The sequence below is a fragment of the Pseudomonas sp. NFACC13-1 genome, assembly GCF_900104425.1.
Lineage (GTDB): Bacteria > Pseudomonadota > Gammaproteobacteria > Pseudomonadales > Pseudomonadaceae > Aquipseudomonas > Aquipseudomonas fluorescens_AA.
In genome coordinates this window covers 129,379-153,458 of the sequence record NZ_FMXV01000006.1, presented here as the reverse complement: position 1 = coordinate 153,458, position 24,080 = coordinate 129,379, and the positions used below count along the sequence as shown (strand labels likewise).

19 protein-coding genes and 2 tRNA genes are annotated in these 24,080 nt (G+C 62.1%); 5 read left to right on the top strand and 16 right to left on the bottom strand.

What is annotated here, in order from left to right:
* Window positions 1–1,341, bottom strand: a complete 1,341-nt coding sequence (gene rimO / locus BLQ55_RS10515; protein ID WP_003198379.1) for a 30S ribosomal protein S12 methylthiotransferase RimO — start codon at window positions 1,339–1,341, stop codon at window positions 1–3.
* 335 nt (window positions 1,342–1,676) lie between these two features.
* Between rimO and BLQ55_RS10505 the strand changes: the two genes are divergently transcribed.
* Window positions 1,677–3,518, top strand: coding sequence for a potassium transporter Kup (locus BLQ55_RS10505; protein WP_371128527.1), 1,842 nt, complete (start codon window positions 1,677–1,679; stop codon window positions 3,516–3,518).
* A gap of 258 nt (window positions 3,519–3,776) precedes the next feature.
* Here the strand turns inward: BLQ55_RS10505 and BLQ55_RS10500 are convergent, their stop codons facing one another.
* The 4 genes from BLQ55_RS10500 to BLQ55_RS10485 form a co-directional block, all read right to left on the bottom strand.
* Window positions 3,777–5,066, bottom strand: a complete 1,290-nt coding sequence (locus tag BLQ55_RS10500) for a virulence factor family protein (RefSeq protein ID WP_092205015.1) — start codon at window positions 5,064–5,066, stop codon at window positions 3,777–3,779.
* Window positions 5,066–7,708, bottom strand: a complete 2,643-nt coding sequence (gene mprF, locus BLQ55_RS10495; RefSeq protein WP_092253736.1) for a bifunctional lysylphosphatidylglycerol flippase/synthetase MprF — start codon at window positions 7,706–7,708, stop codon at window positions 5,066–5,068. Before mprF ends, BLQ55_RS10500 begins: the two co-directional genes overlap by 1 nt.
* A 153-nt stretch (window positions 7,709–7,861) precedes the next feature.
* Window positions 7,862–7,938 (bottom strand) — tRNA-Met (locus BLQ55_RS10490).
* Window positions 7,939–8,169: 231 nt separating this feature from the next.
* Window positions 8,170–8,246, bottom strand: a tRNA-Met gene (locus BLQ55_RS10485).
* 283 nt (window positions 8,247–8,529) lie between these two features.
* Here BLQ55_RS10485 and dinB point away from each other — a divergent pair.
* Window positions 8,530–9,597, top strand: coding sequence for a DNA polymerase IV (dinB, locus tag BLQ55_RS10480; protein WP_092205438.1), 1,068 nt, complete (start codon window positions 8,530–8,532; stop codon window positions 9,595–9,597).
* Between the two features lie 152 nt (window positions 9,598–9,749).
* Here dinB and BLQ55_RS10475 read toward each other — a convergent pair whose 3' ends face one another.
* From BLQ55_RS10475 to BLQ55_RS10460, 4 genes are all read right to left on the bottom strand, one after another.
* On the bottom strand, window positions 9,750–10,703 hold the full coding sequence (locus BLQ55_RS10475; protein ID WP_092253734.1) for a hypothetical protein: 954 nt from the start codon (window positions 10,701–10,703) through the stop codon (window positions 9,750–9,752).
* Window positions 10,704–10,720: 17 nt separating this feature from the next.
* The gene (locus BLQ55_RS10470; RefSeq protein WP_092253732.1) at window positions 10,721–12,436 is read right to left on the bottom strand and encodes a proline--tRNA ligase; all 1,716 of its coding nucleotides are present in this window, start codon (window positions 12,434–12,436) and stop codon (window positions 10,721–10,723) included.
* A 129-nt stretch (window positions 12,437–12,565) separates the two neighbouring features.
* A complete protein-coding gene (locus BLQ55_RS10465; protein ID WP_092253730.1) occupies window positions 12,566–14,125 on the bottom strand; it encodes an AmpG family muropeptide MFS transporter in 1,560 nt (519 codons plus the stop codon).
* Between the two features lie 44 nt (window positions 14,126–14,169).
* A complete protein-coding gene (locus BLQ55_RS10460) occupies window positions 14,170–14,523 on the bottom strand; it encodes an MGMT family protein (protein ID WP_092205442.1) in 354 nt (117 codons plus the stop codon).
* Between the two features lie 153 nt (window positions 14,524–14,676).
* Here BLQ55_RS10460 and BLQ55_RS10455 point away from each other — a divergent pair, with 153 nt between their 5' ends.
* Entirely contained in the window at window positions 14,677–15,684 is a 1,008-nt protein-coding gene (locus BLQ55_RS10455) for a DUF481 domain-containing protein (protein ID WP_092253728.1), read from the top strand.
* A 201-nt stretch (window positions 15,685–15,885) separates the two neighbouring features.
* Here the strand turns inward: BLQ55_RS10455 and BLQ55_RS10450 are convergent, their stop codons facing one another.
* Window positions 15,886–16,095: a cold-shock protein gene (locus tag BLQ55_RS10450; protein WP_002554837.1), complete on the bottom strand. Its 210-nt coding sequence runs from the start codon at window positions 16,093–16,095 to the stop codon at window positions 15,886–15,888.
* Window positions 16,096–16,449: 354 nt separating this feature from the next.
* On the opposite strand from BLQ55_RS10450, the gene dcd reads away from it, so the two are divergent.
* Window positions 16,450–17,016 carry a dCTP deaminase gene (dcd, locus tag BLQ55_RS10445; RefSeq protein WP_003184751.1) on the top strand — a complete coding sequence of 189 codons (567 nt, stop codon included), beginning with the start codon at window positions 16,450–16,452 and terminating at the stop codon, window positions 17,014–17,016.
* Window positions 17,017–17,118: 102 nt separating this feature from the next.
* Window positions 17,119–17,325, top strand: coding sequence for a hypothetical protein (locus BLQ55_RS10440; protein ID WP_092253726.1), 207 nt, complete (start codon window positions 17,119–17,121; stop codon window positions 17,323–17,325).
* A gap of 36 nt (window positions 17,326–17,361) precedes the next feature.
* Here BLQ55_RS10440 and pdeM read toward each other — a convergent pair whose 3' ends face one another.
* The 6 genes from pdeM to BLQ55_RS10410 form a co-directional block, all read right to left on the bottom strand.
* Window positions 17,362–18,018 (bottom strand): ligase-associated DNA damage response endonuclease PdeM, encoded by a 657-nt coding sequence (gene pdeM / locus BLQ55_RS10435; RefSeq protein WP_092253724.1) that lies wholly within the window; start codon window positions 18,016–18,018, stop codon window positions 17,362–17,364.
* Window positions 18,018–20,504: a ligase-associated DNA damage response DEXH box helicase gene (locus BLQ55_RS10430; protein ID WP_092253722.1), complete on the bottom strand. Its 2,487-nt coding sequence runs from the start codon at window positions 20,502–20,504 to the stop codon at window positions 18,018–18,020. The genes pdeM and BLQ55_RS10430 overlap by 1 nt, the downstream gene beginning before the upstream one ends.
* Window positions 20,505–20,705: 201 nt before the next feature.
* A complete protein-coding gene (locus BLQ55_RS10425; RefSeq protein ID WP_092205446.1) occupies window positions 20,706–21,470 on the bottom strand; it encodes an ABC transporter ATP-binding protein in 765 nt (254 codons plus the stop codon).
* Between the two features lie 13 nt (window positions 21,471–21,483).
* Window positions 21,484–22,602: a succinylglutamate desuccinylase/aspartoacylase family protein gene (locus BLQ55_RS10420; protein WP_092205447.1), complete on the bottom strand. Its 1,119-nt coding sequence runs from the start codon at window positions 22,600–22,602 to the stop codon at window positions 21,484–21,486.
* A 27-nt stretch (window positions 22,603–22,629) separates the two neighbouring features.
* Window positions 22,630–23,340 (bottom strand): ABC transporter permease, encoded by a 711-nt coding sequence (locus tag BLQ55_RS10415; RefSeq protein WP_060738926.1) that lies wholly within the window; start codon window positions 23,338–23,340, stop codon window positions 22,630–22,632.
* Window positions 23,337–24,065 carry an ABC transporter permease gene (locus BLQ55_RS10410; protein WP_092205464.1) on the bottom strand — a complete coding sequence of 243 codons (729 nt, stop codon included), beginning with the start codon at window positions 24,063–24,065 and terminating at the stop codon, window positions 23,337–23,339. Before BLQ55_RS10410 ends, BLQ55_RS10415 begins: the two co-directional genes overlap by 4 nt.
* Window positions 24,066–24,080 lie beyond the last annotated feature (15 nt).

Sequence of the window (24,080 nt, the reverse complement as noted above, 5' to 3'; positions counted from 1 at the left end):
TCAACCGATCTGTTCAGCCCACAAGTCATACTCATCGGCATCGGTCACCTTGCACCAGACCTTGTCCCCTGGCTTGAGGTTGCTGCCGTTGTCGATAAAGACGTTGCCGTCGATTTCCGGCGCGTCGAAGAAGCAGCGGCCCACGGCGCCTTGCTCGTCCACTTCATCCACCAGCACTTCGATTTCACGGCCGATGCGCATTTGCAGGCGCGCCGAGCTGATGGCCTGCTGGTGCGCCATGAAGCGTTCCCAACGGTCCTGCTTGACGTCGTCCGGCACCACGTCCAGGTCCAGATCGTTGGCCGGTGCGCCTTCCACAGGGGAATACTGGAAGCAGCCAACACGGTCGAGCTGGGCTTCGGTCAGCCAGTCCAAGAGGTACTGGAAGTCTTCTTCGGTTTCGCCGGGGAAGCCGACGATGAAGGTCGAGCGGATGATCAGGTCCGGACAGATTTCGCGCCAGTTCTTGATGCGGGCCAGGGTCTTGTCTTCGAAAGCCGGGCGCTTCATGGCCTTGAGGACTTTCGGGCTGGCGTGCTGGAACGGGATGTCCAGGTACGGCAGGATCTTGCCGGCCGCCATCAGCGGGATCAGCTCGTCGACATGCGGATACGGGTAAACGTAATGCAGGCGGACCCAGACGCCCAGGGTGCTGAGGGCTTCGCACAGTTCGGTCATGCGGGTTTTCACCGGCGCGCCGTTCCAGAAGCCGGTGCGGTATTTCACGTCGACGCCATAGGCGCTGGTGTCCTGGGAGATCACCAGCAGCTCCTTGACGCCGGCCTTGACCAGGCGCTGGGCTTCGTCGAGCACGTCGCCCACCGGGCGGCTCACCAGCTTGCCGCGCATCGACGGGATGATGCAGAAACTGCAGCTGTGGTTGCAGCCTTCGGAAATCTTCAGGTAGGCGTAGTGGCGCGGAGTCAGCTTGATGCCTTGTGGCGGCACCAGGTCGATCAGCGGGTTGTGGTCCTGGCGTGGCGGCACCACGTCATGCACGGCGTTGACCACCTGCTCGTACTGCTGCGGCCCGGTCACGGACAGCACGCTTGGGTGCACGTTGCGGATGTTGCCTTCTTCCACGCCCATGCAGCCGGTGACGATGACCTTGCCGTTTTCCTTGATGGCTTCGCCGATCACTTCCAGGGACTCGGCCTTGGCCGAATCGATGAAGCCGCAGGTGTTGACCACGACCACGTCGGCGTCCTGGTACGTGGACACGACGTCATAGCCTTCCATGCGCAGCTGGGTCAGGATGCGCTCGGAGTCGACCAGAGCCTTCGGGCAACCCAGGGATACGAAGCCAACCTTCGGATTGGCTGGCGCGGTAGTGGTGGACATGTCTAACCTCGGTGTAAGGGGGATCGTCTCTTGCCGAGACAGGGCGCCTGGCGCGCCTCTGATCAAAAAGTGCGCAATTCTATCCAGGGTCGACGCACTTGACCAGCTTTATACCGGGAAATGCGACGAGTGCTGCGCTATGCTTCGCGCCTTTGCGTTCTGGCGATTGCTACAGTCAATAAAACGTCTGTAACAATGCGTAAAACAGCGCATGCTGCCTCAACAAAGCATAGTGCTTCGTTCAAGAAGACAGGTCTGGGAAACGGGAGTGTTGGATGGGTCATGCAAGTAGTCAGGTGGCAGGTGCCGAGCATTCGGCAGCGAAGCCGCTGAGCATGCTGGTCGCGGCGGTCGGAGTGGTTTATGGCGACATCGGTACGAGCCCGTTGTACACCCTCAAGGAAGTGTTTTCCGGTGCCTATGGCGTGCCTGTCAATCACGATGGGGTGCTGGGGATCCTGTCGCTGATTTTCTGGTCGCTGATCTGGGTCGTGTCGATCAAGTACATGATGTTCGTGCTGCGCGCCGACAACCAGGGCGAGGGCGGGATCATGGCGCTCACCGCCCTGGCGCGGCGAGCCGCGGCGGGAAGGGCGCGACTGCGGACATTCCTGGTGATCTGCGGCTTGATCGGCGCGGCGCTGTTCTACGGCGACAGCATGATCACGCCAGCGATCTCCGTGCTCTCGGCCATTGAAGGTCTTGGCCTGGCGTTCGAAGGCATCGATCACTGGGTGGTGCCCTTGTCGCTGGTGGTGCTGGTGGGGTTGTTCCTGATCCAGCGCCACGGCACTGCACGGATCGGCACCCTGTTTGGCCCGATCATGGTGACCTGGTTCCTGGTGCTTGGCGCCCTGGGCGTGTACGGCATCGCTCAACATCCGGAAGTGCTGCAGGCGGTGAACCCGGCCTGGGCCGTGCGTTTTTTTATGGTTCACCCGGGCATGGGCGTGGCGATCCTCGGTGCCGTGGTGTTGGCGCTGACCGGCGCCGAAGCGCTGTACGCCGACATGGGGCACTTCGGCCGCAAACCGATTGCCCGTGCCTGGTTCATCCTGGTGTTGCCGGCGCTGGTGCTCAATTACTTCGGCCAGGGTGCGTTGTTGCTGGGCGACCCGGAAGCGGCGCGCAACCCGTTTTATCTGCTGGCGCCGAGCTGGGCGCTGCTGCCGTTGGTGGGCCTGTCGACCCTGGCCACGGTGATTGCCTCGCAAGCGGTGATTTCCGGCGCGTTCTCCCTGACGCGCCAGGCGATCCAGCTCGGTTACATCCCGCGCATGTACATCCAGCACACCTCCAGCGCCGAGCAGGGCCAGATCTACATCGGTGCGGTGAACTGGTCGCTGATGGTGGGTGTCGTGCTGCTGGTGCTGGGTTTCGAATCTTCCGGCGCACTGGCTTCGGCCTACGGCGTGGCCGTGACCGGTACGATGCTGATGACCACGGTCCTGGTGTCCGCCGTGATACTGCTGTTGTGGAAATGGCCGCCGCTGCTGGCTGTTCCGGTGCTACTCGGTTTCCTTTTGGTGGACGGCCTGTACTTCGCCGCCAACGTGCCGAAAATCATCCAGGGCGGTGCGTTCCCAGTCATCGCCGGTATTGCCTTGTTCGTGCTGATGACCACCTGGAAGCGCGGCAAGCAATTGCTGGTAGAGCGCCTGGATGAGGGGGCGTTGCCGCTGCCGATCTTCATCAGCAGCATCCGCGTGCAGCCGCCGCACCGGGTCCAGGGCACCGCCGTGTTCCTGACCGCGCGTTCGGACGCCGTGCCTCACGCGCTGTTGCACAATCTATTGCACAACCAGGTGCTGCATGAGCAGGTGGTGCTGCTGACCGTGGTGTACGAAGACATTCCCCGGGTGCCACCGCAGCGGCGCTTCGAGGTCGATGCCTATGGCGAGGGGTTCTTCCGGGTGATCCTGCACTTCGGTTTCACCGACGAACCGGACGTTCCGCAGGCGCTCAAGCTCTGTCATCTCGATGACCTGGACTTCAGCCCGATGCGCACCACCTACTTCCTCAGTCGCGAGACCGTCATCGCCTCCAAGCTTGAGGGCATGGCCCGCTGGCGCGAGATACTGTTCGCCTTCATGCTGAAAAATGCCAACGGTAACCTTCGCTTCTTCAACCTGCCGTTGAACCGGGTGATTGAACTGGGGACGCAGGTCGAGATGTAGCATCAGGAAAACAAAAGCCCTCGTTGCCTTGCGGCGGCGGGGGCTTTTTTGTGGGCGACACACAGGCTGATGCCAAAGTGAAGCCCCTGTGGGAGCTCGCTCACGATCGCGGAGTGTCAGTTTGCAAAGATGTTGAGCATGACACCGCTATCGCGAGCAAGCTCGCTCCCACAGGAGGGGCCTGTGTAAATCCCGCAGCGACAAAAAAGCCCCGGCAACCGCAAGGCTGCCGAGGCTTTTTGTCAGGCGTGTATCGACTTACTGTTCGGCAACCTTGTTCTGCCGCTCGTTGATCTCGTCCACCAGGCGCTTGGCCAGGGCCGGGTAGTTTTCGTCGAAGTGATGGCCACCGGGCAGCTTGATGGCTTCGCCAACGGCTGTCTTGTCGGTGCAGCCACTTTCGTCGGCTTCTTCACCGCCATAGATGCACACCACTTTATCGGCCGGCAGCTTGGCCATTTCCGGGCCGGTGGCGGCTTCGGTGCCGGCGTTGCCGAGCCAGCCTTCGACTTCGATCTCGAAGCTGCCGGTGCGGGCGAAGGCCAGCAGGATGATCGCATCGACTCGTTGTTGCTCGGTGGCCGGCAGGCGGTTGTAGATGGCCGGCAACACGTCGGCGCCGAAGGAGTAGCCGGTCAGGATGAAGCGCTTGGTGCCCCAGATCTGCCGGTAGTGCTGCATCAGCTCGGTCAGGTCCGCCGCGCTCTGCTCCGGGCTCTTGTGTTGCCAGTAGTAGCGCAGGGTGTCGATGCCGACCACCGGGTAGCCGATCTTGGCCATTTCATCGGCGACGTCGCGGTCCAGATCGCGCCAGCCACCATCTCCGGAGAGAAACAGGGTGACGGTGTCCCGTGTCTGGCTGGCCGGGACTTCCACTACCGGGATGCTCAGGCCGCCCTTGGCCTTGTCAGTGCCCACCAGGATCTTGCGCAGTTCGTTATTCAGCACTTGTGGCAGGTTGATATCGTAGTCGCTGATGCTGGTCTCGGCATTCGATTGGTCCCGTACGAAACCGGCGCTGGTGTCGTCAGGGTTATCGTTCCAAGCCACCAGCCAATGGCCGTGGGTTGCCTTTTTGGGCAGCAGATGGGTGCAGCCGGGTTTTTCCAGGGCCAGGTCCACTGAAACGGCCTTGGCCTTGTCGTCCTTCTGTTCAGCCAGCCAGCGCCAGGCCAGCACGGCGCCAGGGCCGATGCCGCTGACCAGCGTGGCCGGGCCCTGGAGCTCTCTCAGGCCGGCCTGCAGGGCACGGCCTTGCAACATGCAGTCCTTGGGCAGGATCACCTGGACGATCTGGGCCGAGCCGCTGCGGCTGAGGGTCGTCAATTGCGTGTCGTTGAGCTTCTGGTCTTCATTGACGGCCACCAGCACCCGGGCACGTGCCTTGGTGCCGGGAGTGACCCGGGTCAGCGCTGCGCCATCGGCGGGCGCCAGTTGTTCAAGGGTTGGTTGCGGGGCCGGGCGGTTCCAGTACCAGTAACCGCCACCGAGAATCACGGCCAGCACCAGCAGGGCGGCCACTACATATCGCCAGGAGCGTTGCATCATCAGCGTTTCACCAGTCCGGTCAGGCCGCCCGCAATCAGGGCGGCAGTATCGGCCAGCGCCACCAGCGGATCGAGTCCGGCGGGCACGGCCATGTAACGAGGTTCCCAGTCAGGCTGGAATTTGTCTTTGAAGCGGCGCAGCCCCTGGAAGTTATAGAGCTGCTCGCCACGGCGGAACACCATCGAGCCCAGGCGCTGGGTCAACGGCGCACCGCGTCGCGGTTGCAGGCCCGACAGCGGGACCATGCCGAGGCTGAAGCGGGCGTAATCATGGTTTTTATAATGCTGGATGAGGCCGACCATCATGAACTCCATGGTCAGTTTCGGCGCCTCGGGGTGGGCGCGCATCAGGTCGAGGCTGGCCAGTTCGTGGCTGTGGGTTTCCAACAGGTTGGCGAACGCCACCGGCCGGCCTTCGAAACGAATCACTGCGATGCGGAAATGCTTGAGGTAGTCATCGCTGAAACGCCCCAGGGAGAAACCTTTTTCCCGCACGTTCTTGCCAGTCAGCCAGGCATCGGAAATGACCTTGAGCTCATCCATCGGCGCCTGGCCCGGTTCGTGGATCTCCAGCGACAGGCCGTCACGGGTGCCGCGGTTCCAGGTGTAGCGCAAGTCCTTCATCTCTTTGCCCTTGGCTTCGAGATCGAAACGCTTGAGGTCGACCCGTGCTTCCTCGCCCAGCTTGATGGCCGTCAGGCCGATGTCCATGTAGTACGGCAGGTTTTCGGCGCGCACCTGATAGAACACGGGACGGGCGTGGTAGATGTCGCACAGGTCGCGGAACTGCCAGATCATTTCGGCCCGTTGCTGGGTCGGACCGATCGGGTCATACAGCGCCACCAGGCTGCGACCACGGCGGGCATACATCAGGAACGCCTCGTCGTTGGGGTGGAACAGCAGCGCCTTGTCACCGGTCAGGGCCAGGCCGCCGTCGGGTTGCGAGGAGGTCATGAGAATCGTCTTGGCCCGCTCCAGTTCCTCTGCCGTCGGCAGATGGATCACCGGACGCGCGGTGCGCAGCAGCCAGGTCAGGGATACCACCACCAGCAGCACTGCGGCGCCCAGTAGCGAGCGCAGGCCGCGAGGGGCGTCAGCATCGAGGGTGAACTGCCACCACAGTTGGTGGCTGTAGGGCACGTCCTGATAGGCAAACAGCAGCAGCCAGATCGACGCGCCGAGCACGCAGAGGCTGGCGATCAGGAACAGCGGGGAAAACGGCAGTTCAGTCAGGCGGCTCGGACGATAAAAGGAGCGCCGGAATACCGCCAGCAGGGCGGCCGTCAGGGTCAGTAGCGTGGCTTCTTCCCAGTCGAAGCCCTTGAGCAGCGAGAGCAGGGCGCCCACCAGCAACAGAACCGTGGTCAGCATCCAGGCGGCCGACAGGCGACGGCGCAGGCCCTGGGCGAGCAACAGGCACAACACGCCCACCAGGCTGGCGCCAAAGTGCGAAGCGTCCACCAGTCGATGGGGGATCAGGAAGCCGATGTGCTCCAGGCGGGTGTCGATTTCCGGTGTCACGCCGGAAAACAGCAGCACCACGCCCGAGAGAAACACCAGCACCGCCAGGATCGGCGCGGCGAAACCCGACGCCGCCCGCAGGCTCTGGCGGGTCTGGAACAGCCGTTGCGCCTCGTTGATCAGCAGCAACACGCAGGCCACCAGCATCGGCAGCAGCACGTAGATCAAGCGATACAGCAACAGCGCGGCGGCCAGCGGTGCGGCACCGAGTTTGTCGGCGAACGCGGCCAGCAGGATCGCCTCGAATACCCCGACCCCACCCGGTACATGGCTGAGTACGCCGGCAGCCAGGGCCAGCAGGTACACCAGCAGGAAAGCGCCGAACGGCGGTGCCTCGGGCAGCAACAGATACAACACGGTGGCGGCCGCGGCGACATCCAGCGCGGTGATCACCAGTTGCAGGAAAGTCAGGCGTCGACCCGGCAGGCGCAGCGTGCGACGCCCGGCCTTTACCAGAAGGCTGTCCCGATGCGGCTGTTCCGGCAGGCGCCGGCGGTAAATGCCGATGGCCAATACGCTGGTGAGCAGCAGCACCGCCGCGGCAATGGTCCCCAGCAAGGCGGCAGGCAAGTGCAGCGCGGCAGACGCGGCGGGCAGGTTGCTGAGTGTCGCCAGGGCCGCCAGCGGCGGCAACGCGCAGCCCAGGGACAGGCTGGCGAACAGCGTCATATGGGCGACATCCGATGCCCCCAGGCCATGGCGCGCATACAGGCGGTAGCGAACCGACCCTCCCGACAGCAGCGACAGGCCAATGGCGTTACCGATGGCGAACGCGGTGAACCCGCCCAGGACCATGGTTTGTGGCGGCAGCGTCACACCGGCGTAACGGCTGGCGGACCATTCATAGCCCAGAAGAATGATGAAGCCGACGACCGTGGCGGCGATCGCACCAAGCAGGGCGGGCCGGGGCACTTCAAGAATCGAGTCGTGCAGAGCGTACAGATCGAGTTCGCTCAGCAGATGGCGGCAAGCAATCAATGCAATCGCAAACAGCAGCAGCGTGACCGCGAGGCCGATGGGCTGGCGGTACTGGCTGATCCGATCCAGCCAGCGCAGTCGCTCGGCTTTGATCGGTTGTGTCGCAGTAACGGAGTCTTGCGGGTCAGACGAGTGGGCGCGCATCAATCACCTCTTGAGCTATGCGCGACAGGATGGGGGTATCCAGCCAAGTTACCAATCCCCGCGAAGGAAAATAATTACAAAATCTTTGTAATGTAGAGCTTTTTTCGCCAGACGCAAAAAAGGCCACTCTTTCGAGCAGCCTTTCTTGGTGTTTGGTTGCGGGAGCCGGATTTGAACCGACGACCTTCGGGTTATGAGCCCGACGAGCTACCAGACTGCTCCATCCCGCGTCTGTGTGGCGGCATTCTACAGGCGAACGCCCGAGTGTCAACCGTTAAAAGATGCGGGGGGCAAATAAACGGCCGATCCGTCCCTTGCCTCCCTAAATGCGCGGAATTAAAGGGAAATTGTCCTACAACTTGCAGTGCGTAGGGTGTCGCAAGCAGCGAGTCTCTGATCGTGTGGTCAAAAACGAGCACGCACAAAAAAGGCCACTCTTTCGAGTAGCCTTTTTTGATGTTTGGTTGCGGGAGCCGGATTTGAACCGACGACCTTCGGGTTATGAGCCCGACGAGCTACCAGACTGCTCCATCCCGCGTCTGTGTGGCGGCATTCTACAGAGGAACGAGCCGCTGTCAACCCCGGCGTCAAAAAAACCTGTTCCGCTTCAAGCGCTTAGCCTTGCGTATGGGCATTGTGACGACGCTGTGACGCAGGCCTGGCAAGGGCTGAAGCTCTATTGGAGGGGGCGTTGCGATTGAAGAAGTAAATATGTGTAGGTGTTTTCGGAACCCGACGAAGGATCTTTCAAACTACTGGTGCTATATACAGGTGCCGGTGCGATACTGGTGGTCCGATTCGTCCCACACCCCTGTTTTTCTATGACTCAACGTAAAATCATCCATGTCGACTGTGACTGTTTCTATGCCGCTATCGAGATGCGCGATGATCCACGGCTGGCCGGCAAGCCCATGGCGGTGGGGGGATCGGCGGATCGACGGGGTGTGATTGCCACCTGCAACTACGAGGCGCGGGCCTACGGCGTGCGCTCGGCCATGTCTTCCGGCCACGCCTTGAAGCTCTGTCCGGACCTCACCATCGTCAAGCCACGGATGGAGGCCTATCGGGAAGCGTCGAAGGAAATTCATACGATTTTCAGCGATTACACCGACCTGATCGAGCCACTGTCCCTGGACGAGGCCTACCTGGATGTCTCTGCCAGTGCCCATTTCGGCGGTAGCGCCACCCGCATCGCCCAGGACATTCGCCGACGTGTTTCCAACCAGTTGCACATCACCGTGTCCGCCGGCGTCGCGCCGAACAAGTTCCTGGCCAAGATCGCCAGTGACTGGAAAAAGCCCAACGGATTGTTTGTCATCACCCCGGACCAGGTCGAGGACTTCGTCTCGGCCCTGCCGGTCAGCAAGCTCCACGGTGTGGGCAAGGTCACCGCCGATAAGCTGAACCGGCTCGGTATCGTCGATTGCCTGCAGTTGCGTCAGTGGGACAAGCTGGCGCTGGTGCGCGAATTCGGCAGTTTCGGTGAGCGGCTCTGGAGCCTGGCCCGGGGGATCGATGAGCGTCTGGTGCACAACGACAGCCGACGGCAGTCCATCAGCGTCGAAAATACCTACGATGTCGACTTGCCCGACCTGGTGAGTTGTCTCGACAAACTGCCGGAACTGATGGAAACCCTCAAAGGGCGCATGGCGCGGATCGACAGCAGTTATCGACCGGGCAAGCCGTTCGTCAAAGTGAAGTTTCACGACTTCACCCAGACCACACTGGAACAGGCCGGGGCAGGGCGGGACCTGGGCAGTTACCAGTTGCTGCTGACCCAGGCGTTCAACCGGGGCGGCAAACCGGTGCGGTTATTGGGGATCGGGGTGCGGCTGGAAGATTTGCGGGGAGGGTTCGAGCAGTTGGAGTTGTTCGAGCGGCGAGACTGATGATGAGTGTCCTGTTTGGCGCGGTCCTTGTGGCAAGGGAATCCTGTGGGAGCAAAGCTTGCTCGCGAAAGCGTCCTTGAGAACGTCATCGCGGGCAAGCCTTGCTCCCACAGGTCTTGCCCTCACACAATCCCCTTGTCGCAGGGGATATTTCAGTTAGTGCCAGGATCCGCCACCAACCGCCCGCCATCCTTGGTCAGGGCTTTCATGAACTCGGTCTGCAACTCCGGATCGTTGCGCGTCAGTTCGATCAGGCTCTGCTCCAGTTCGCTGGCCTCTTCTTCAAGCCCCAGCTCCGACAGGCGCTTGACCCGATGAACCCATTGGCTCACCTCGTCGTCTTCCAAGTCGTCGTAGATCAACGCATGAGCTTCCACCAGCTTGCTGCGCAAGGTGCTGCTGATGCTCAGGGATGAGTCGGTGTGCACTTCGTCCTGGGCATCCGTCACGCTGATCTGCAATTTGCCGAACTGGCTCAGGTCCTGCTCGGCGAACGGACTTTCCAGCAGGTTCAAGCGCAGCACGCCGTTACGGTCAGTGCTCAGCTCGAAGGTCTGCCGGGCGGCCTTGACCTCCACCGGGCGTTCGCTCCAGGGCAGGCTCGAGTGTTCCGTACGCTTGTCGCGCTGGACTTCGTCGATGCCCGCCAGGTTCTGCTGGGCACGGCCATGGGAGGGGACGTTCATGAACGGGTTGAGCCCGGCGAAACCGTAGCTGATCCAGTCACGGGTCGCCGTGTCCGGCAGGTTGCCGAGGGCGAACACATTGACCACGTTCGCACCGATGCCAGCCACGACGGCCACCGCGCCCAGGGGAATCTCGTAGAGCTCCCGCCAGGGTTGGTACGGTGTGTAGCGATCGTAATGGCGGGTAACCTCGAACTCGGTGACTTCGAAGGTTTTCTGCTCGTTGATGCGCACCCGACGCTGCGGCAGGTCGAGCACCTTGGGTTCGCCCACGTCGATTTGCAGGCTGTGGTCGAGCAATTTGCGCTCGACCCGCTCTTCGTGCTCGCTGCGTTGTGACATTTGGTTGGCACAGCCGCTGACCAGCAGGGCGCCGCACAGGGCGGCGCCACCGAGGCCTAAGGTGTTTCGCTTGAACATGACGTCTCTATCTGGTGTCAGCGGCGGATACGGGCCTGGAGGAACGACAGCACGTCGGCGACCGGCAGCGCTTGCGGCTCGGCCTCGGTGCGGCTCTTGTATTCCAGGTTGCCTTCGGCCAGGCCACGGTCACTGACGACGATCCGGTGGGGGATGCCGATCAGTTCCATGTCCGCGAACTTGATGCCGGGGCTGGTTTTCTTGTCGCGGTCGTCCAGCAGCACTTCGAAGCCGGCGGCCGTCAGTTCGGCGTAGAGCTTGTCGGTGGCTTCGCGCACCAGGTCGGTTTCATAGCGCAGCGGCACCAGGGCCACCTGGAACGGTGCCAGCGTGTCGCTCCAGATGATGCCTTTCTCGTCGTTGTTCTGCTCGATGGCGGCGGCCACCACGCGGGAAACACCGATGCCGTAGCATCCCATTTCCAGGGTGACCGGCTTGCCGTTCTCGCCCAGCACTTCGCACTTCATCGCCTTGCTGTACTTGTTGCCCAGCTGGAAGATGTGCCCGACTTCGATGCCCCGCTTGATTTCCAGGGTGCCCTTGCCGTCGGGGCTCGGGTCGCCGGCCACGACGTTGCGCAGGTCCGCGACGGTTGGAACCGGCAGGTCGCGTTCCCAGTTCACGCCGAAGTAGTGCTTGTCGTCGATGTTGGCGCCGATGGCAAAGTCGCTCATCAATGCCACCGAACGGTCGATGATGATCGGCAGTGGCAGGTTCAATGGGCCGAGGGAGCCGGCACCGGCGCCGATGGCGTCGCGCAGCTCGGCTTCGGTGGCCATGACCAGCGGGCTGGCGACGCCTGGCTGATTGGCGGCCTTGATTTCATTCAGTTCGTGGTCGCCACGGACGATCAGGGCAATCAGCTTGCCGGCTTCTTCCGCCCGCACGATCAGGGTCTTGATGGTGCGCTCGATCGGCAGGTTGTAGCCTTCCACCAACTGGGCAATGGTCTTGGCGTTCGGCGTGTCCACCAGGCGCAGCTCTTCGGTCGGCGCGGCGCGGGACGTTTCCCGAGGGACGGCTTCGGCCTTCTCGATGTTCGCGGCGTAGTCGGAGCCGTTGCTGAAGACGATGTCGTCTTCGCCGGACTCGGCCAGTACGTGGAACTCGTGGGAACCGGCGCCACCGATGGAACCGTTGTCGGCTTCGACCGGACGGAATTTCAGGCCCAGGCGGGTGAACACGTTGCAATACGCCTGGTGCATGCGGTCATAAGTGACTTGCAGCGAAGCCAGGTCGGCATGGAACGAGTAGGCGTCCTTCATGATGAATTCGCGACCGCGCATCAGGCCGAAGCGTGGACGGATCTCGTCACGGAACTTGGTCTGGATCTGATACAGGTTGATCGGCAGCTGCTTGTAGCTGCTCAACTCGTTGCGCATCAGGTCGGTGATCACTTCTTCGTGGGTCGGGCCTGCACAGAAGTCGCGACCGTGACGGTCTTTGATGCGCAGCAGTTCAGGACCGTATTCTTCCCAGCGCCCCGATTCCTGCCACAGCTCGGCTGGTTGGGTGCCCGGCATCAATACTTCCAGGGCGCCAGCGGCGTCCATCTCTTCACGAACGATGGCTTCCACCTTGCGCATGACGCGCAGGCCCATCGGCAGCCAGGTATACAGGCCAGAAGCGAGCTTGCGGATCATGCCGGCACGCAGCATCAGCTGATGGCTGATCACGACGGCGTCGGAAGGCGTTTCTTTCTGTGTGGCGAGCAAATATTGACTGGTGCGCATGGTTGACCGTTGTCGGTTGCTGATGACGAGAAGTGACGGAGCATTGTACGGGCGAGATGCCCTGGCGTACAGGCGCGTGGCCGGTCGCCAGGTGCGAACGTCGGTTTGCCCGGCGTTTGCTGAAGTTTCCTACGACTCTTCCGCTGGCCGGGTGGGCGCCGGTTCCTCGGTGGGGGGCGAATCCTGGCGACGGTTCTCCTGGAACCAGTGCAAGGCGATCAGCAGCAGGGTCGGCACGCCCAGCAGGGCGGTGATCAGGAAGAAATTGTGGTAGCCGAACTTTTCCACCATCACTCCTGAATAACCACCGATCAAGCGCGGCAGCAACAGCATGATCGAGCTGAGCAGGGCGTATTGGGTGGCGGAGAATTTCAGGTTGGTCAGGCTCGACAGGTAGGCGACGAACGCCGAAGTGGCCAGGCCGGAGCTGAAGTTGTCCAGGGAGATGGTGACAATCAACATCTTCAGGTTGGCGCCCATGTCGGTCAGCATCAGGAAGAGGATGTTGGTGGCGGCCGAGGCGACACCGCCGATGAACAGGATGGGCAGGATGCCGAAACGTACGATCAGCAGGCCGCCCATGCCGGCGCCGACGAGGGTCATGATCAGCCCGAAAATCTTGCTGACACTGGCGATCTGGTCCTTGGTGAAGCCTTGGTCGATGTAGAACACGTTGGCCATGACGCCCATGACCGTGTCGGACATCCGATAGGTTGCGATCAGCCCGAGCAGCAGCAGGGCCTGCCAGCGATAACGCAGGATGAAATCGTTGATCGGCGTCAGCACCGGCGCCAGTCCGCGCCGGCCCATGGTCGACAGGCACAGGGCGGTCAGGATGGTATAGAGGATGGCCCGCAGGAAGGCGCGGTCTTCGAGCAGCAGGTCGAGCAGGCTGACGCCCTCGAACAGCACGCTGGCGAAGTCGGTGTTGAACAGCTGGGTGAACATCGCCGGGACGGAGACCAGCAGCACGATCAGCACGAATACCGACGCCAACTGATGCACGAAGGTGTAGCGCCCTGCCTGCAATTGGGTGCGCAGCGGCACCGGCGGCTCGCGCATGAACAGTGAGGTGAGGAGCGCCGGGATCATCAAGACGCCGAACAACAGGTAGGTACCGGCCCAGGCCGAGTGTTTGTAGCTGAAACCAGTGGAGCCGAAGCCTTCGGCGAAGAACAGGGCGCCGGCGGTGGCCAGTAGCGCAGCGATGCGGTAACCGGACATGTAGCTGGCGGCAAGGGCGGCCTGGCGGGTGTCGTCGGCGATCTCCAGGCGATAGGCGTCGACGGCGATGTCCTGCGTCGCGGAGGCGAAGGCCACGATCACGGCGATGGCGATCAACCATGACAGATGTTTTTGTGGGTCGCAGAAACCCATGCCGATCAGGCCGAGGATCACCAAGGCCTGGGAGAGCACCAGCCATGAGCGACGGCGCCCCAGTTTACCCAGCAGCGGCAGGCGCCATTGGTCGAGCAGTGGCGACCAGACCCATTTAAAGGCGTACGCCAGGCCGATCAGGCTCGCGTAGCCGATGGTTTCGCGGGCCACGCCGGCTTCGCGCAACCAGACCGAAAGCGTGGAAAACACCAGCATGTAGGGCAAGCCGGCGGCGAAGCCAAGCAGCAACAGCACGAGCGTTGAGGGACTGGCATAGGCGGCGAGGGCGGCGCGCCAGGTTTTACGGGGCATGGGCTGGAGTCTGCCTCAAAAATTGCGAAAACAAAGCGCGCACTCTAACCGCTGTGCTCTACCGGGCGCCAGCCATGGCGCTGAATATCAACACGATTGTTCAGGACACTGATCCCTTCCAGGCGCAGGCGTGCGCGCTGTTCATCCCCTGAGGCGCTGCCTGCCGGCAGGCTGATCCGACCACCGGCACCCAATACCCGATGCCAGGGCAGCTTGGTGTCGCCTGGCAGTTGGCTGAGGGTTCGCCCGACCCAGCGCGCCGCACGCCCCAGGCCGGCCATTTCGGCGAGCTGGCCATAGGTGACCACCTTGCCGGCCGGCACTTGTGCCAGGGTCAGGTAAAGGGTGGTGCGGCGGATTTGCGCGGCGTTCTCGGTGGCCGCTGGGGTGTCACGCATAAAAGGTTCCCAAGGATGTCCGTCCGTAGATTAATTCCTACAAGGCTGGTTGAGAAATGAACTCATCATCCATATGCAGGTCAGTCGTTGCTGAGGTGTCATCCTGGGGGATAATGCCGCCTTTTCACTGAAAACTTGAGCCCATTATCGCTTATGTTGTCTAGAACCCTGCTATGCCTAGCTGTCACCAGCGCCTCCATGCCTTTGCTTGCCGATACCGTCTGGTTGAAGAACGGCGACAAGCTCAGCGGTAAAATCACCGTTTTCGATGGCGGCAAATTGCTGATCCAGACCGATTACGCCGGCGCGGTTCCTATCGATTGGAAACAGGTCAAGACCCTCGAGAGCGACCAGCAATTGCTGGTCAAGCAGGATGCCTACACGGGTGAGAAAGCCAAGGCCCTGCATGCCGCCGAGGACGGCAAGGTCACGCTAGCAAACGGTGATGCGCCCAAGACCGTCGAACTGGCCAGTATCCAGCAGATCCTCAAGCCCAAGCCGGTGGTCGAGGACCTGGTGTGGAAAGGCAATATCGATGCTGCGCTGGATTATCAGCGGGCGGAAAACGATACCGATGATTACGACATCGACTTCAAGACTTCGGCGCGCCATGGCAGATGGCGGCACACCGCCGAAGGCGAATACAACCGTGAATTCCAGGATGACGTGGTTTCCGCCGACAACTGGAGGCTGGAGTATTCCCTCGACCGGTTCCTGACGGATAAATGGTTCTGGCAAGGTCGCCTGAACTACAAGCGTGACAAAGTCGAAGACCTGGCCCGCCAGCGCGTCGTGGGTACCGGCCCGGGCTACCAGTTCTGGGATGACGAGCTGGGGGCGTTCTCCCTGGGTTCGCTGTTGAACCGCACCGACTACGAATACCGCGACGGCGGCAAGGACAACTTCTATTCCGTGGCCATGAAGTGGGACTACAACCGCTACCTGATCGGCAAGCGCGTCGAGTTCTTCACCAACGGCGAAGTGGGCAAACCCCTGTCCGACGTGGCGGATTACGCCTACGACGCTGAAGTGGGGCTGCGCTACAAGGTCACTGACTGGGCGTCGCTCAACCTCAAGGCAGAGAAGGATGTCATCGAGGGCACTGAAGACAGTGACTTGAGCAAGACGCGGTACACGGCTGGCTTCGGCGTGACCTGGTAATTCGGGCTCACCACTCACTCACACACACCTGTGGGAGCGAGCTTGCTCGCGATAGCGGTCTGTCAGCCAACGTTGATGTTGCTGATCCACCGTTATCGCGAGCAAGCTCGCTCCCACAGTTTTTTGTGCGCTGGCAAAAACTGACAGGCACAAAAAAGCCCCGCTTTTGAGGGCGGGGCCTTTTACTAAAGCAAGTGCAAGTTAGATAACTTGAACTTCTTCAGCTTGCATGCCTTTCTGACCGCGGGTAGCGATGAAAGAAACCTGTTGGCCTTCTTTCAGGCTTTTGAAGCCGTCGGATTGGATAGCTTTGAAGTGAACGAACAGGTCGTCACCGGATTGTGGGGTGATGAAGCCGAAGCCTTTTTCATCGTTGAACCACTTAACGGTACCGGTTTGGCGATTAGACATGGTGTAACTCCTTGAACAAAGATAACTGCGACTCAGGAAGAACCCTGGCCGAGACTGAGTGCAAAGAGCAGGAAAAATTCTTGTAGATGGTTGGATCGAAATTCAACATATCGTGTAGAGATTCTCAGTGACACAAGCAACACAGTGGCGCCACCTTAACCCTTTTTCCAGAATGTGCCAATGGTCTTTGCGAAGGTTTCTCTTAATTGGTGACTGACGGCGCGGGCGATAGCCGGCAGGACCCGGAAATCAAGGTGGATCGGCGAGATTTGCGCGCCGCGCTTTGAACCCGGCCCCGTGCCCCGGTAAGATGCCGGACGTATTTTTTCCACCTCGCTATTTCAGGAAACCGCCATGAGCATCAAATCGGACAAGTGGATTCGCCGCATGGCGCAAGAGCACGGCATGATCGAGCCCTTCGTCGAGCGCCAGATGCGTGGCGAAGGCGCCGACCGGCTGATCTCCTTCGGTGTCTCCAGCTACGGCTACGACGTGCGCTGCGCCGACGAATTCAAGGTGTTCACCAACATCAATTCGGCCACCGTCGACCCGAAGAACTTCGATGAGAAGAGCTTCGTCGACGTCAAGAGCGACGTTTGCATCATCCCGCCGAACTCCTTCGCCCTGGCCCGCACCGTCGAATACTTCCGCATTCCGCGCAACGTGCTGACCATCTGCCTGGGCAAGAGCACCTATGCTCGTTGCGGCATCATCGTCAACGTCACGCCGCTGGAACCCGAGTGGGAAGGCCACGTGACCCTGGAATTCTCGAACACCACGACCCTGCCGGCGAAAATCTACGCCAACGAGGGTGTGGCGCAGATGCTGTTCCTTGAATCCGATGAAGAATGCGAAGTCTCCTACAAGGATCGTGGCGGCAAATACCAGGGCCAGCGCGGCGTGACGCTGCCGCGTACCTGAATCTGACGAGCTGTTTGGAATTCCTGAGCGGGCAGACACTCTATTGCGTGTACTGCCCGTTTTTTGCGTCAGCGCAGCGGGCCTTCGCTCAGGAGTTGCTCTATGAAGATCGATCCGCGAATCAGTGCCGAACTGGCAAGGCTTGAGCCCAATCAGATCGGCGTCATGGCCTGGTCATTGCTGGCCCATCCTACCGAAGCGGCAGGCGGCATCCCCGGCCAGCCCGATCCCGATACGCCCAACGAACAGCCTACCGAACCCGGCGAACCCACTCTGCCGGACGAGCCGCCTCCTGCGCCTGTCGCCTGATGAGGCGTTGGCCCGCCAGCGGAAGCACAGAGTGCTTCAGCTGACGGGCCATATTTCGTTATCGCCGATGACAAAAATCCTGCAATCGTTGTCTTGCTCGACTCGATAACCGCCCGTGAACGCGCCGAAGGCCGGTAGCAGGCTGATCTCGCTGCCCAGCCGAAAGCAAGCCAGGCGCAGGCGTTGCCGGCCCTTGCCGCTCAGATGGTAGACCGGGTGCACGTGGCCGGCCAGCACATGGCGGCTGGGGTGGGGCCTGGGCTCGTGTTGCACGGCGAAAGGGCCCAGTAGCAACGGCTCCGGTACGACGCGAATGTTCAGCGCTGGAGGTGGGTCGCCAGCGCGTTTGTCGTGGTTGCCACGAATCAGCGTCATGGCCAGGTGCGGATGTCGCTCACGCCAATCGGAAAGTGCCTTCAAGGTGCCGGGCGCATGGGAGCCGGGACCGTGGAGAAAATCTCCGAGAAAGATCAACTGTCGACACGCCAGCCTGGCCAGCAATGCATCCAGCACCGCGATGTTGCTGGCGGTGGTGCCGTGGGGCACCGGTTGCCCGAGGCGGCGATAAGCGGCGGCCTTGCCGAAATGAACGTCGGCCACCATCAAGGTTTCCTGGGCGGGCCAATACAAGGCTTTTTCCGCAAGCAGCCAGAGCGCTTCGCCGGCCACGCTGACAGGATACGGCGCTGGCATCAGGCGTCACCGCGATCGGCAGTCTTTTCCAGCTCGCTGACCATCCGCCGGATGCGGTCGGCGAGTTTTTCCGAACTCATGCTTTCCCGGAACCGCTCCACCAGCAGCGGGAACCCGAGTGGGGTGGGGCGCTTGATCATGTGCAGGTCCAGCTTCAGGGTATTGAGGCGTTGCAAGGTCTGCTCCAGTCGACGGATATCCAATTCTTCACGCAAGACTTCCTCCCCGGCCTGGGCCAGCAACAGATTGTCGGCGTCGTATTGTTTGAACACTTGGAAGAACAACCCGCTGGAGGCCTGGACTTGCCGGGTGCTTTTGGGCGCACCGGGGTAGCCGGCGAACACCAGCCCGGCGATCCGGGCGATTTCGCGAAAGCGCCTCAGGGCCAGTTCCCCGGCATTGAGGCTCGCCAGCACGTCGGCCAGCAGTTGATCGACGCTCAGCAGGCTCGGGGTCAGGTAGTGCGACCAATCCACTGCCGTGGCGCTGAGCAGTTCCAGGCCGTAGTCATTGACCGCAATGGAAAACGTCAGCGGCTGTTGCCGACTGACGCGCCAGGCCAGCAGGCTGGCCAGGCCCAGATGCACCTGGCGCCCGGCAAACGGGTACAGGAACAGATGCCAGCCCTCCCGGGACTTGAGGGCTTCGGCCAGCAAGGTGTGCTGCGTGGGCAAACCGGACCAACGTTGCTGGGTCAACAGCAGGGGTTGCACGGCTTGCATCTCCGGGCCCTCGAAGCGGCCCGCGGCGGCTTCGCTCAAACGGGCCACGACGGCGGCCGCCAGTTCGCTGGAAAGTGGCATGCGCCCGCCGTTCCAGCGTGGCACAGCGGCCTTCTTGGCCTGGCTGCGTCGCACATAGGCGGTCATGTCTTCGACCCGGACCAATTCCAGCAGTCGCCCGGCAAACAGGAAACCGTCGCCGGGTCGCAGGCGGGCGATGAAGCCTTCCTCGACCCTGCCCAGGGTCTTGCCACCGCCGCCCTTGCTCCAGAACTTCAATTGCAGGCTGGCATCGCTGACGATGGTACCGATGCTCATGCGGTGACGCCGGGCCAGGCGGGCGTCGGGCACGCGCCAGACCCCGTGTTCGTCCGGTTCGACCCGTCGGTAATCGGGGTAGGCGGTCAATGACAGGCCGCCGTGGCGTACAAACGCCAGGGCCCAGGCCCATTCGGCCGGGTTGAGGTCGCGGTAGGCCCAGGCACCCCGCACCTCCTCGAACAATTGGTCGGGAACGAAGCCGCCGCCCAGGGCCATGCTCACCAAGTGCTGCACCAGGACGTCCAGCGGCTTGTGCGGCGATTCGCGAGGTTCGATGCGCCGCTGGGCCACGGCGTCCTGCGCGGCGGCGGCTTCGATCAACTCCAGGCTATGGGTCGGCACCAGCGTCACCCGTGAGGTCCGCCCCGGTGCGTGACCAGAGCGCCCGGCCCGTTGCATCAGCCGCGCCACCCCCTTGGCCGAGCCGATCTGCAGCACCCGTTCCACCGGCAGGAAGTCCACCCCCAAGTCCAGGCTGGAGGTGCAGACCACCGCTTTGAGCTGGCCATCCTTCAAGGCCTGCTCCACCCAATCCCGGGTGTCACGCGACAGCGAGCTATGGTGCAGGGCGATCAGCCCGGCCCAGTCGGGTCTCGCCTCAAGAAGCGCCTGATACCAGATTTCCGACTGTGCCCGGGTGTTGGTGAAGACCAGGCAACTGCGGCTGGCGTCGATTTCAGCAACGACCTGGGGCAGCATCTTCAGGCCGATGTGTCCGGCCCACGGGAAACGTTCGAGGGCCGGGGGCAGCAACGTGTCGACCTGCAGCGCCTTGCTGTCGGCCCCCTGCACACTGATCCCGTTGCCTTGCGGTATCAATACCTGCCCGGCGTGGGCTTGGTTACCGAGGGTTGCGGACACACCCCAGACAATGAGTTCGGGATGCCAGTGCCGCAAGCGCGCCAGGGCCAGTTGCAACTGCACGCCACGTTTGTTGCCGAGCAATTCGTGCCATTCATCCACGACCACCATGCGCAGGGTCGAAACGGCAGCTTGCGCATCGGCCCGGGCGAGCATCAGGGTCAGGCTTTCGGGCGTGGTGATCAGCGCGGTGGGCAGGCGACGGCCCTGGCGGGCGCGCTCGCTGGCGCTGGTGTCGCCCGTGCGCAGACCGACACTCCACGGCACTTGCAGGTCTGCCAGGGGCGCTTCGAGGGCTTTGCCGGTGTCGGCCGCCAATGCGCGCATCGGCGTGATCCACAGGACAGTCAGTGGTTCGGCCGGCGGCTTGCGTTTGCGCGGTTTGTCCGGCGGCGGTTTCGAGCGGGCGAAGCGGTCGAGGGCGGCGAACCATACGGCGTAGGTCTTGCCGGCGCCGGTGCTGGCGTGCAACAGCCCGGACTCCCCCCGCCTGACCGCGGCCCATACCTGCTTCTGAAAGGCAAACGGCTTCCAGCCGCGGGCGCTGAACCACTGGTTTGCGAAGTTGTTGGATGTCCCCATGCCTGCCGGTGCGCCCTGAAAGTCCTTCTTCAGTGACCACGGCGGGATGTGAAAGGTTTTAACGCATCATGTAGGAGCTGCCCTGTAGGAGCTGCCTCGTGAAACGAGGCTGCGATCCTTTCCACTGCAATTGAGTCCCGAGCGAAGCATCAAGATCAAAAGATCGCAGGCTTCGCCAGCTCCTACGGGTTGCGTCGAGGTTTATTTCAAGTTGCCACTGAGGAACTGCTTGAGCCGTTCGCTCTTGGGATTGCCCAGTACGTCTTCCGGCGCGCCTTCTTCTTCCACCAGGCCCTGGTGCAGGAACAGCACCTGGTTCGAGACTTTACGGGCGAAGCTCATTTCGTGGGTCACCATGATCATGGTCCGGCCCTCTTCGGCCAGGCCCTGGATCACCTTCAGCACTTCGCCCACCAGCTCCGGGTCCAGGGCCGACGTGGGTTCGTCGAACAACATCACCTCAGGCTCCATCGCCAGCGCACGGGCAATGGCTACGCGCTGTTGCTGGCCGCCGGAAAGGAATGCCGGGTACTGCTCGGCAACCCGCGCCGGCAGGCCGACCTTGTCGAGATAACGACGCGCACGCTCGTCGGCTTCCTGCTTGCTCACACCCAACACCCGGCGCGGCGCCATGGTGATGTTTTCCAGCACGGTCATGTGGCTCCACAGGTTGAAATGCTGGAACACCATGGCCAGGCGCGTGCGGATGCGTTGCAGTTCGTCGGCGTCGGCCACGTGCATGCCGTGGCGGTCCTTGATCATCTGGACCGGCTGGCCGTCCAGGGTCATGGCACCGTCGTTGGGTTGCTCCAGGAAATTGATGCAACGCAGGAAGGTACTTTTGCCCGAGCCGCTGGCGCCGATGAGGCTGATGACGTCGCCGGTCTTGGCCTTGAGCGAAACGCCCTTGAGCACTTCATGTTCGCCATAGCTTTTGTGCAGGCCTTCAATGGTCAGTTTGTACATGGAGCATGCATCCTCAAGGCGAAAGTAGGTAGCCGCTGCGGTAGGCTTCGGTGCCGGCGACATGGGCGATCACCATGCCGGCCGTGGCCATGCGGCGCAGCGAACGGGCGTACAGCAGCCCGGCGTTACGGCAATGAACGGGGGTGACGGTGTCGTTGACCGGATCGATGACTTCCGCGATCAGTTGCCCCGCCTCCAGGTATTCGCCGGGCAGGGCGCTGTAGACCAGCAACCCGCCCACGGGTGTGGCCACCGGCTCGACCGCTGCCAGCGGCGTGGCCGGGTAGGGCAGTTCGGGCATGGGCATAGGTTCGCCGTCGATGGCGCCGAAGCGGATCAGGTATTCGATCAAGGCCTGGCAGTCGAGGCTCGCCAGGCCATGGTTGACGTCACCCTGGCCACGCAACTCCACGGTCACCGAAAAACTGCCCAGGGGAATCTCGAAGCGTTCGCCGAAGCGTTCCTTGAGTTGCCACCAGAGCAGGGTGAAGCATTCGTCGAACGACTGGCCGCCTGAATCGGTGGCGAGCAAACTGGCCTCGGCACCGATGTAGCGCGCCAATGGCTCGACCTGCGGCCAGGCTTCCGGTGTGGTGTACAGGTGGGCCACGGCTTCGAAGTCGCAATGCAGGTCCAGCACCATGTCGGCGTCGCAGGCCAGCCGTTGCAGGGCCAGGCGCAGGGATTGCAATTGCGTGCCGGGGGTCTGCCGGGCGAGGGCATCGCGCAGGCTGGTGCGGATCAGCATCAGGTTGTGCTGCGGATCGTCGGTGAGCAGCTCTTCGATTTCATTGCCGATTTCTTCGCTCAGGTCGACGAAGCGGCGGTTGAAGTTCTGCCCGCTTTCGGTTTCGTAGCGACCCAGGGGCACGTCCATCAGCACTTGTTCGAGGCCGATGGGGTTGGCGACCGGCACCAGCACGATCTCGTGGCGCAGGTGGCCCGACGCCTCGAGCTCGGCCAGGCGTTGCTTGAGGTGCCAGGCGACCAGCATGCCCGGCAGTTCATCGGCGTGCAGGGACGACTGGATATAGATTTTGCCGACGGCTTTTTCCGGGCCGAAGTGGAAGCTGTGGATCTTGCGTGCAGTCCCCGGTACCGGCGACAGCAGGTCATGGATCAGGTGGCGCATGTGCGTGTGTGTCCTGGAACAAAAGCCCTAGTGGGTCGGCCCGAGGAAGGCCAGCCATCGGCGTTCGGCGAGGCGGAAGAGGCCCACCAGCGCAAAGGTGACGGTCAGGTAGATCAACGCGGCGATCCCGAACGACTGGAACGTCAGGAACGTCGCCGAGTTGGCATCCCGGGCGACTTTCAACACGTCTGGAACGGTAGCGGTGAACGCCACGGTCGTCGAGTGCAGCATCAAGATGACTTCGTTGCTGTAGTACGGCAGCGAGCGGCGCAGCGCCGACGGCATGATCACGTAGGCGTACAGCTTCCAGCCGGTCAGGCCGTAGGCCTTGGCCGCTTCCACTTCGCCATGGTTCATGCTGCGAATCGCCCCGGCGAAAATTTCCGTGGTGTAGGCGCAGGTGTTCAAGGCGAAGGCCAGGATCGTGCAGTTCATCGCGTCGCGAAAGAAACTGTCGAGCATGGGCTGGGCGCGCACCGCCGCGATGCTGTAGATACCGGTGTAGCAGATCAGCAACTGGATGTAGAGCGGCGTGCCCCGGAACAGGTAGGTGTAGAACTGCACGGGCCAGCGTACGTAGAACTTGGGCGAAACCCGGGCGATGGACAGCGGGATCGACACCACGAAGCCGATCAGCAGCGAGGCGCTGAGCAGCCACAGGGTCATGGCCAGGCCGGTGATGTTGACGCCGTCGCTGTACAGGAATGGCCGCCAGTATTCTTGCAGGAGTTCGATCATCGCACCGCCTCCCGGGCTCCGGCGGCGTAGCGGCGTTCAAGCCTGCGCAGGATGAAATTGGACGCGCTGGTGATCAGCAGATAGATCAATGCCGCCAGCACCAGGAAGTAGAACAGCTGGTAGGTGCTCTTGCCCGCATCCTGGGCCGCCTTGACCAGGTCGGCCAGGCCGATGATCGACACCAGCGCGGTGGCCTTGAGCATCACCATCCAGTTGTTGCCGATACCCGGCAGGGCGAAGCGCATCATTTGCGGGAACACCACGAAGCGAAAGCGTTGGCCACGCTTGAGGCCATAGGCCGTGGCGGCTTCGACCTGGCCCCGGGGGACCGCGAGGATCGCGCCGCGAAAGGTTTCGGTGAAGTACGCGCCATAGATGAAGCCCAGGGTGATCACCCCGGCGCCGAATGGGTCGATCTCGATGTATTCCCATTCCATGAAGTCGGTAAACGAGGTCAGCCAGGTTTGCAGGCTGTAGAAGATCAGCAGCATCAGCACCAGGTCTGGCACGCCGCGGATCAGCGTGGTGTAGAGCTGGGCAGGGATTCGCAGCAGTTTGACGCGCGACAGCTTGGCACTGGCGCCCAGCAGGCCGAGCAAGACGCTCAACAACAAGGACAGGGCCGACAGCTTGATGGTCATCCAGGTGCCTTGCATCAGCAGCGGGCCGAAGCCCTGCAGGCTGAAGGCGGAGAGCCCCAGATTTTGTAGGAGTTGTTCGAACATGAAAGAGGCCTTTGG

Coding starts and splice junctions, on each gene's coding strand:
- BLQ55_RS10430 (WP_092253722.1), bottom strand. CDS start 20,504: ATGGGGACATCCAACAACTTCGCAAACCAGTGGTTCAGCGCCCGCGGC.
- dinB (WP_092205438.1), top strand. CDS start 8,530: ATGACTCAACGTAAAATCATCCATGTCGACTGTGACTGTTTCTATGCC.
- BLQ55_RS10460 (WP_092205442.1), bottom strand. CDS start 14,523: ATGCGTGACACCCCAGCGGCCACCGAGAACGCCGCGCAAATCCGCCGC.
- BLQ55_RS10425 (WP_092205446.1), bottom strand. CDS start 21,470: ATGTACAAACTGACCATTGAAGGCCTGCACAAAAGCTATGGCGAACAT.
- BLQ55_RS10455 (WP_092253728.1), top strand. CDS start 14,677: ATGTTGTCTAGAACCCTGCTATGCCTAGCTGTCACCAGCGCCTCCATG.
- BLQ55_RS10415 (WP_060738926.1), bottom strand. CDS start 23,340: ATGATCGAACTCCTGCAAGAATACTGGCGGCCATTCCTGTACAGCGAC.
- BLQ55_RS10470 (WP_092253732.1), bottom strand. CDS start 12,436: ATGCGCACCAGTCAATATTTGCTCGCCACACAGAAAGAAACGCCTTCC.
- pdeM (WP_092253724.1), bottom strand. CDS start 18,018: ATGCCAGCGCCGTATCCTGTCAGCGTGGCCGGCGAAGCGCTCTGGCTG.
- BLQ55_RS10410 (WP_092205464.1), bottom strand. CDS start 24,065: ATGTTCGAACAACTCCTACAAAATCTGGGGCTCTCCGCCTTCAGCCTG.
- BLQ55_RS10440 (WP_092253726.1), top strand. CDS start 17,119: ATGAAGATCGATCCGCGAATCAGTGCCGAACTGGCAAGGCTTGAGCCC.
- BLQ55_RS10450 (WP_002554837.1), bottom strand. CDS start 16,095: ATGTCTAATCGCCAAACCGGTACCGTTAAGTGGTTCAACGATGAAAAA.
- rimO (WP_003198379.1), bottom strand. CDS start 1,341: ATGTCCACCACTACCGCGCCAGCCAATCCGAAGGTTGGCTTCGTATCC.
- mprF (WP_092253736.1), bottom strand. CDS start 7,708: ATGCGCGCCCACTCGTCTGACCCGCAAGACTCCGTTACTGCGACACAA.
- BLQ55_RS10465 (WP_092253730.1), bottom strand. CDS start 14,125: ATGCCCCGTAAAACCTGGCGCGCCGCCCTCGCCGCCTATGCCAGTCCC.
- BLQ55_RS10420 (WP_092205447.1), bottom strand. CDS start 22,602: ATGCGCCACCTGATCCATGACCTGCTGTCGCCGGTACCGGGGACTGCA.
- BLQ55_RS10475 (WP_092253734.1), bottom strand. CDS start 10,703: ATGTTCAAGCGAAACACCTTAGGCCTCGGTGGCGCCGCCCTGTGCGGC.
- BLQ55_RS10505 (WP_371128527.1), top strand. CDS start 1,677: ATGCTGGTCGCGGCGGTCGGAGTGGTTTATGGCGACATCGGTACGAGC.
- BLQ55_RS10500 (WP_092205015.1), bottom strand. CDS start 5,066: ATGATGCAACGCTCCTGGCGATATGTAGTGGCCGCCCTGCTGGTGCTG.
- dcd (WP_003184751.1), top strand. CDS start 16,450: ATGAGCATCAAATCGGACAAGTGGATTCGCCGCATGGCGCAAGAGCAC.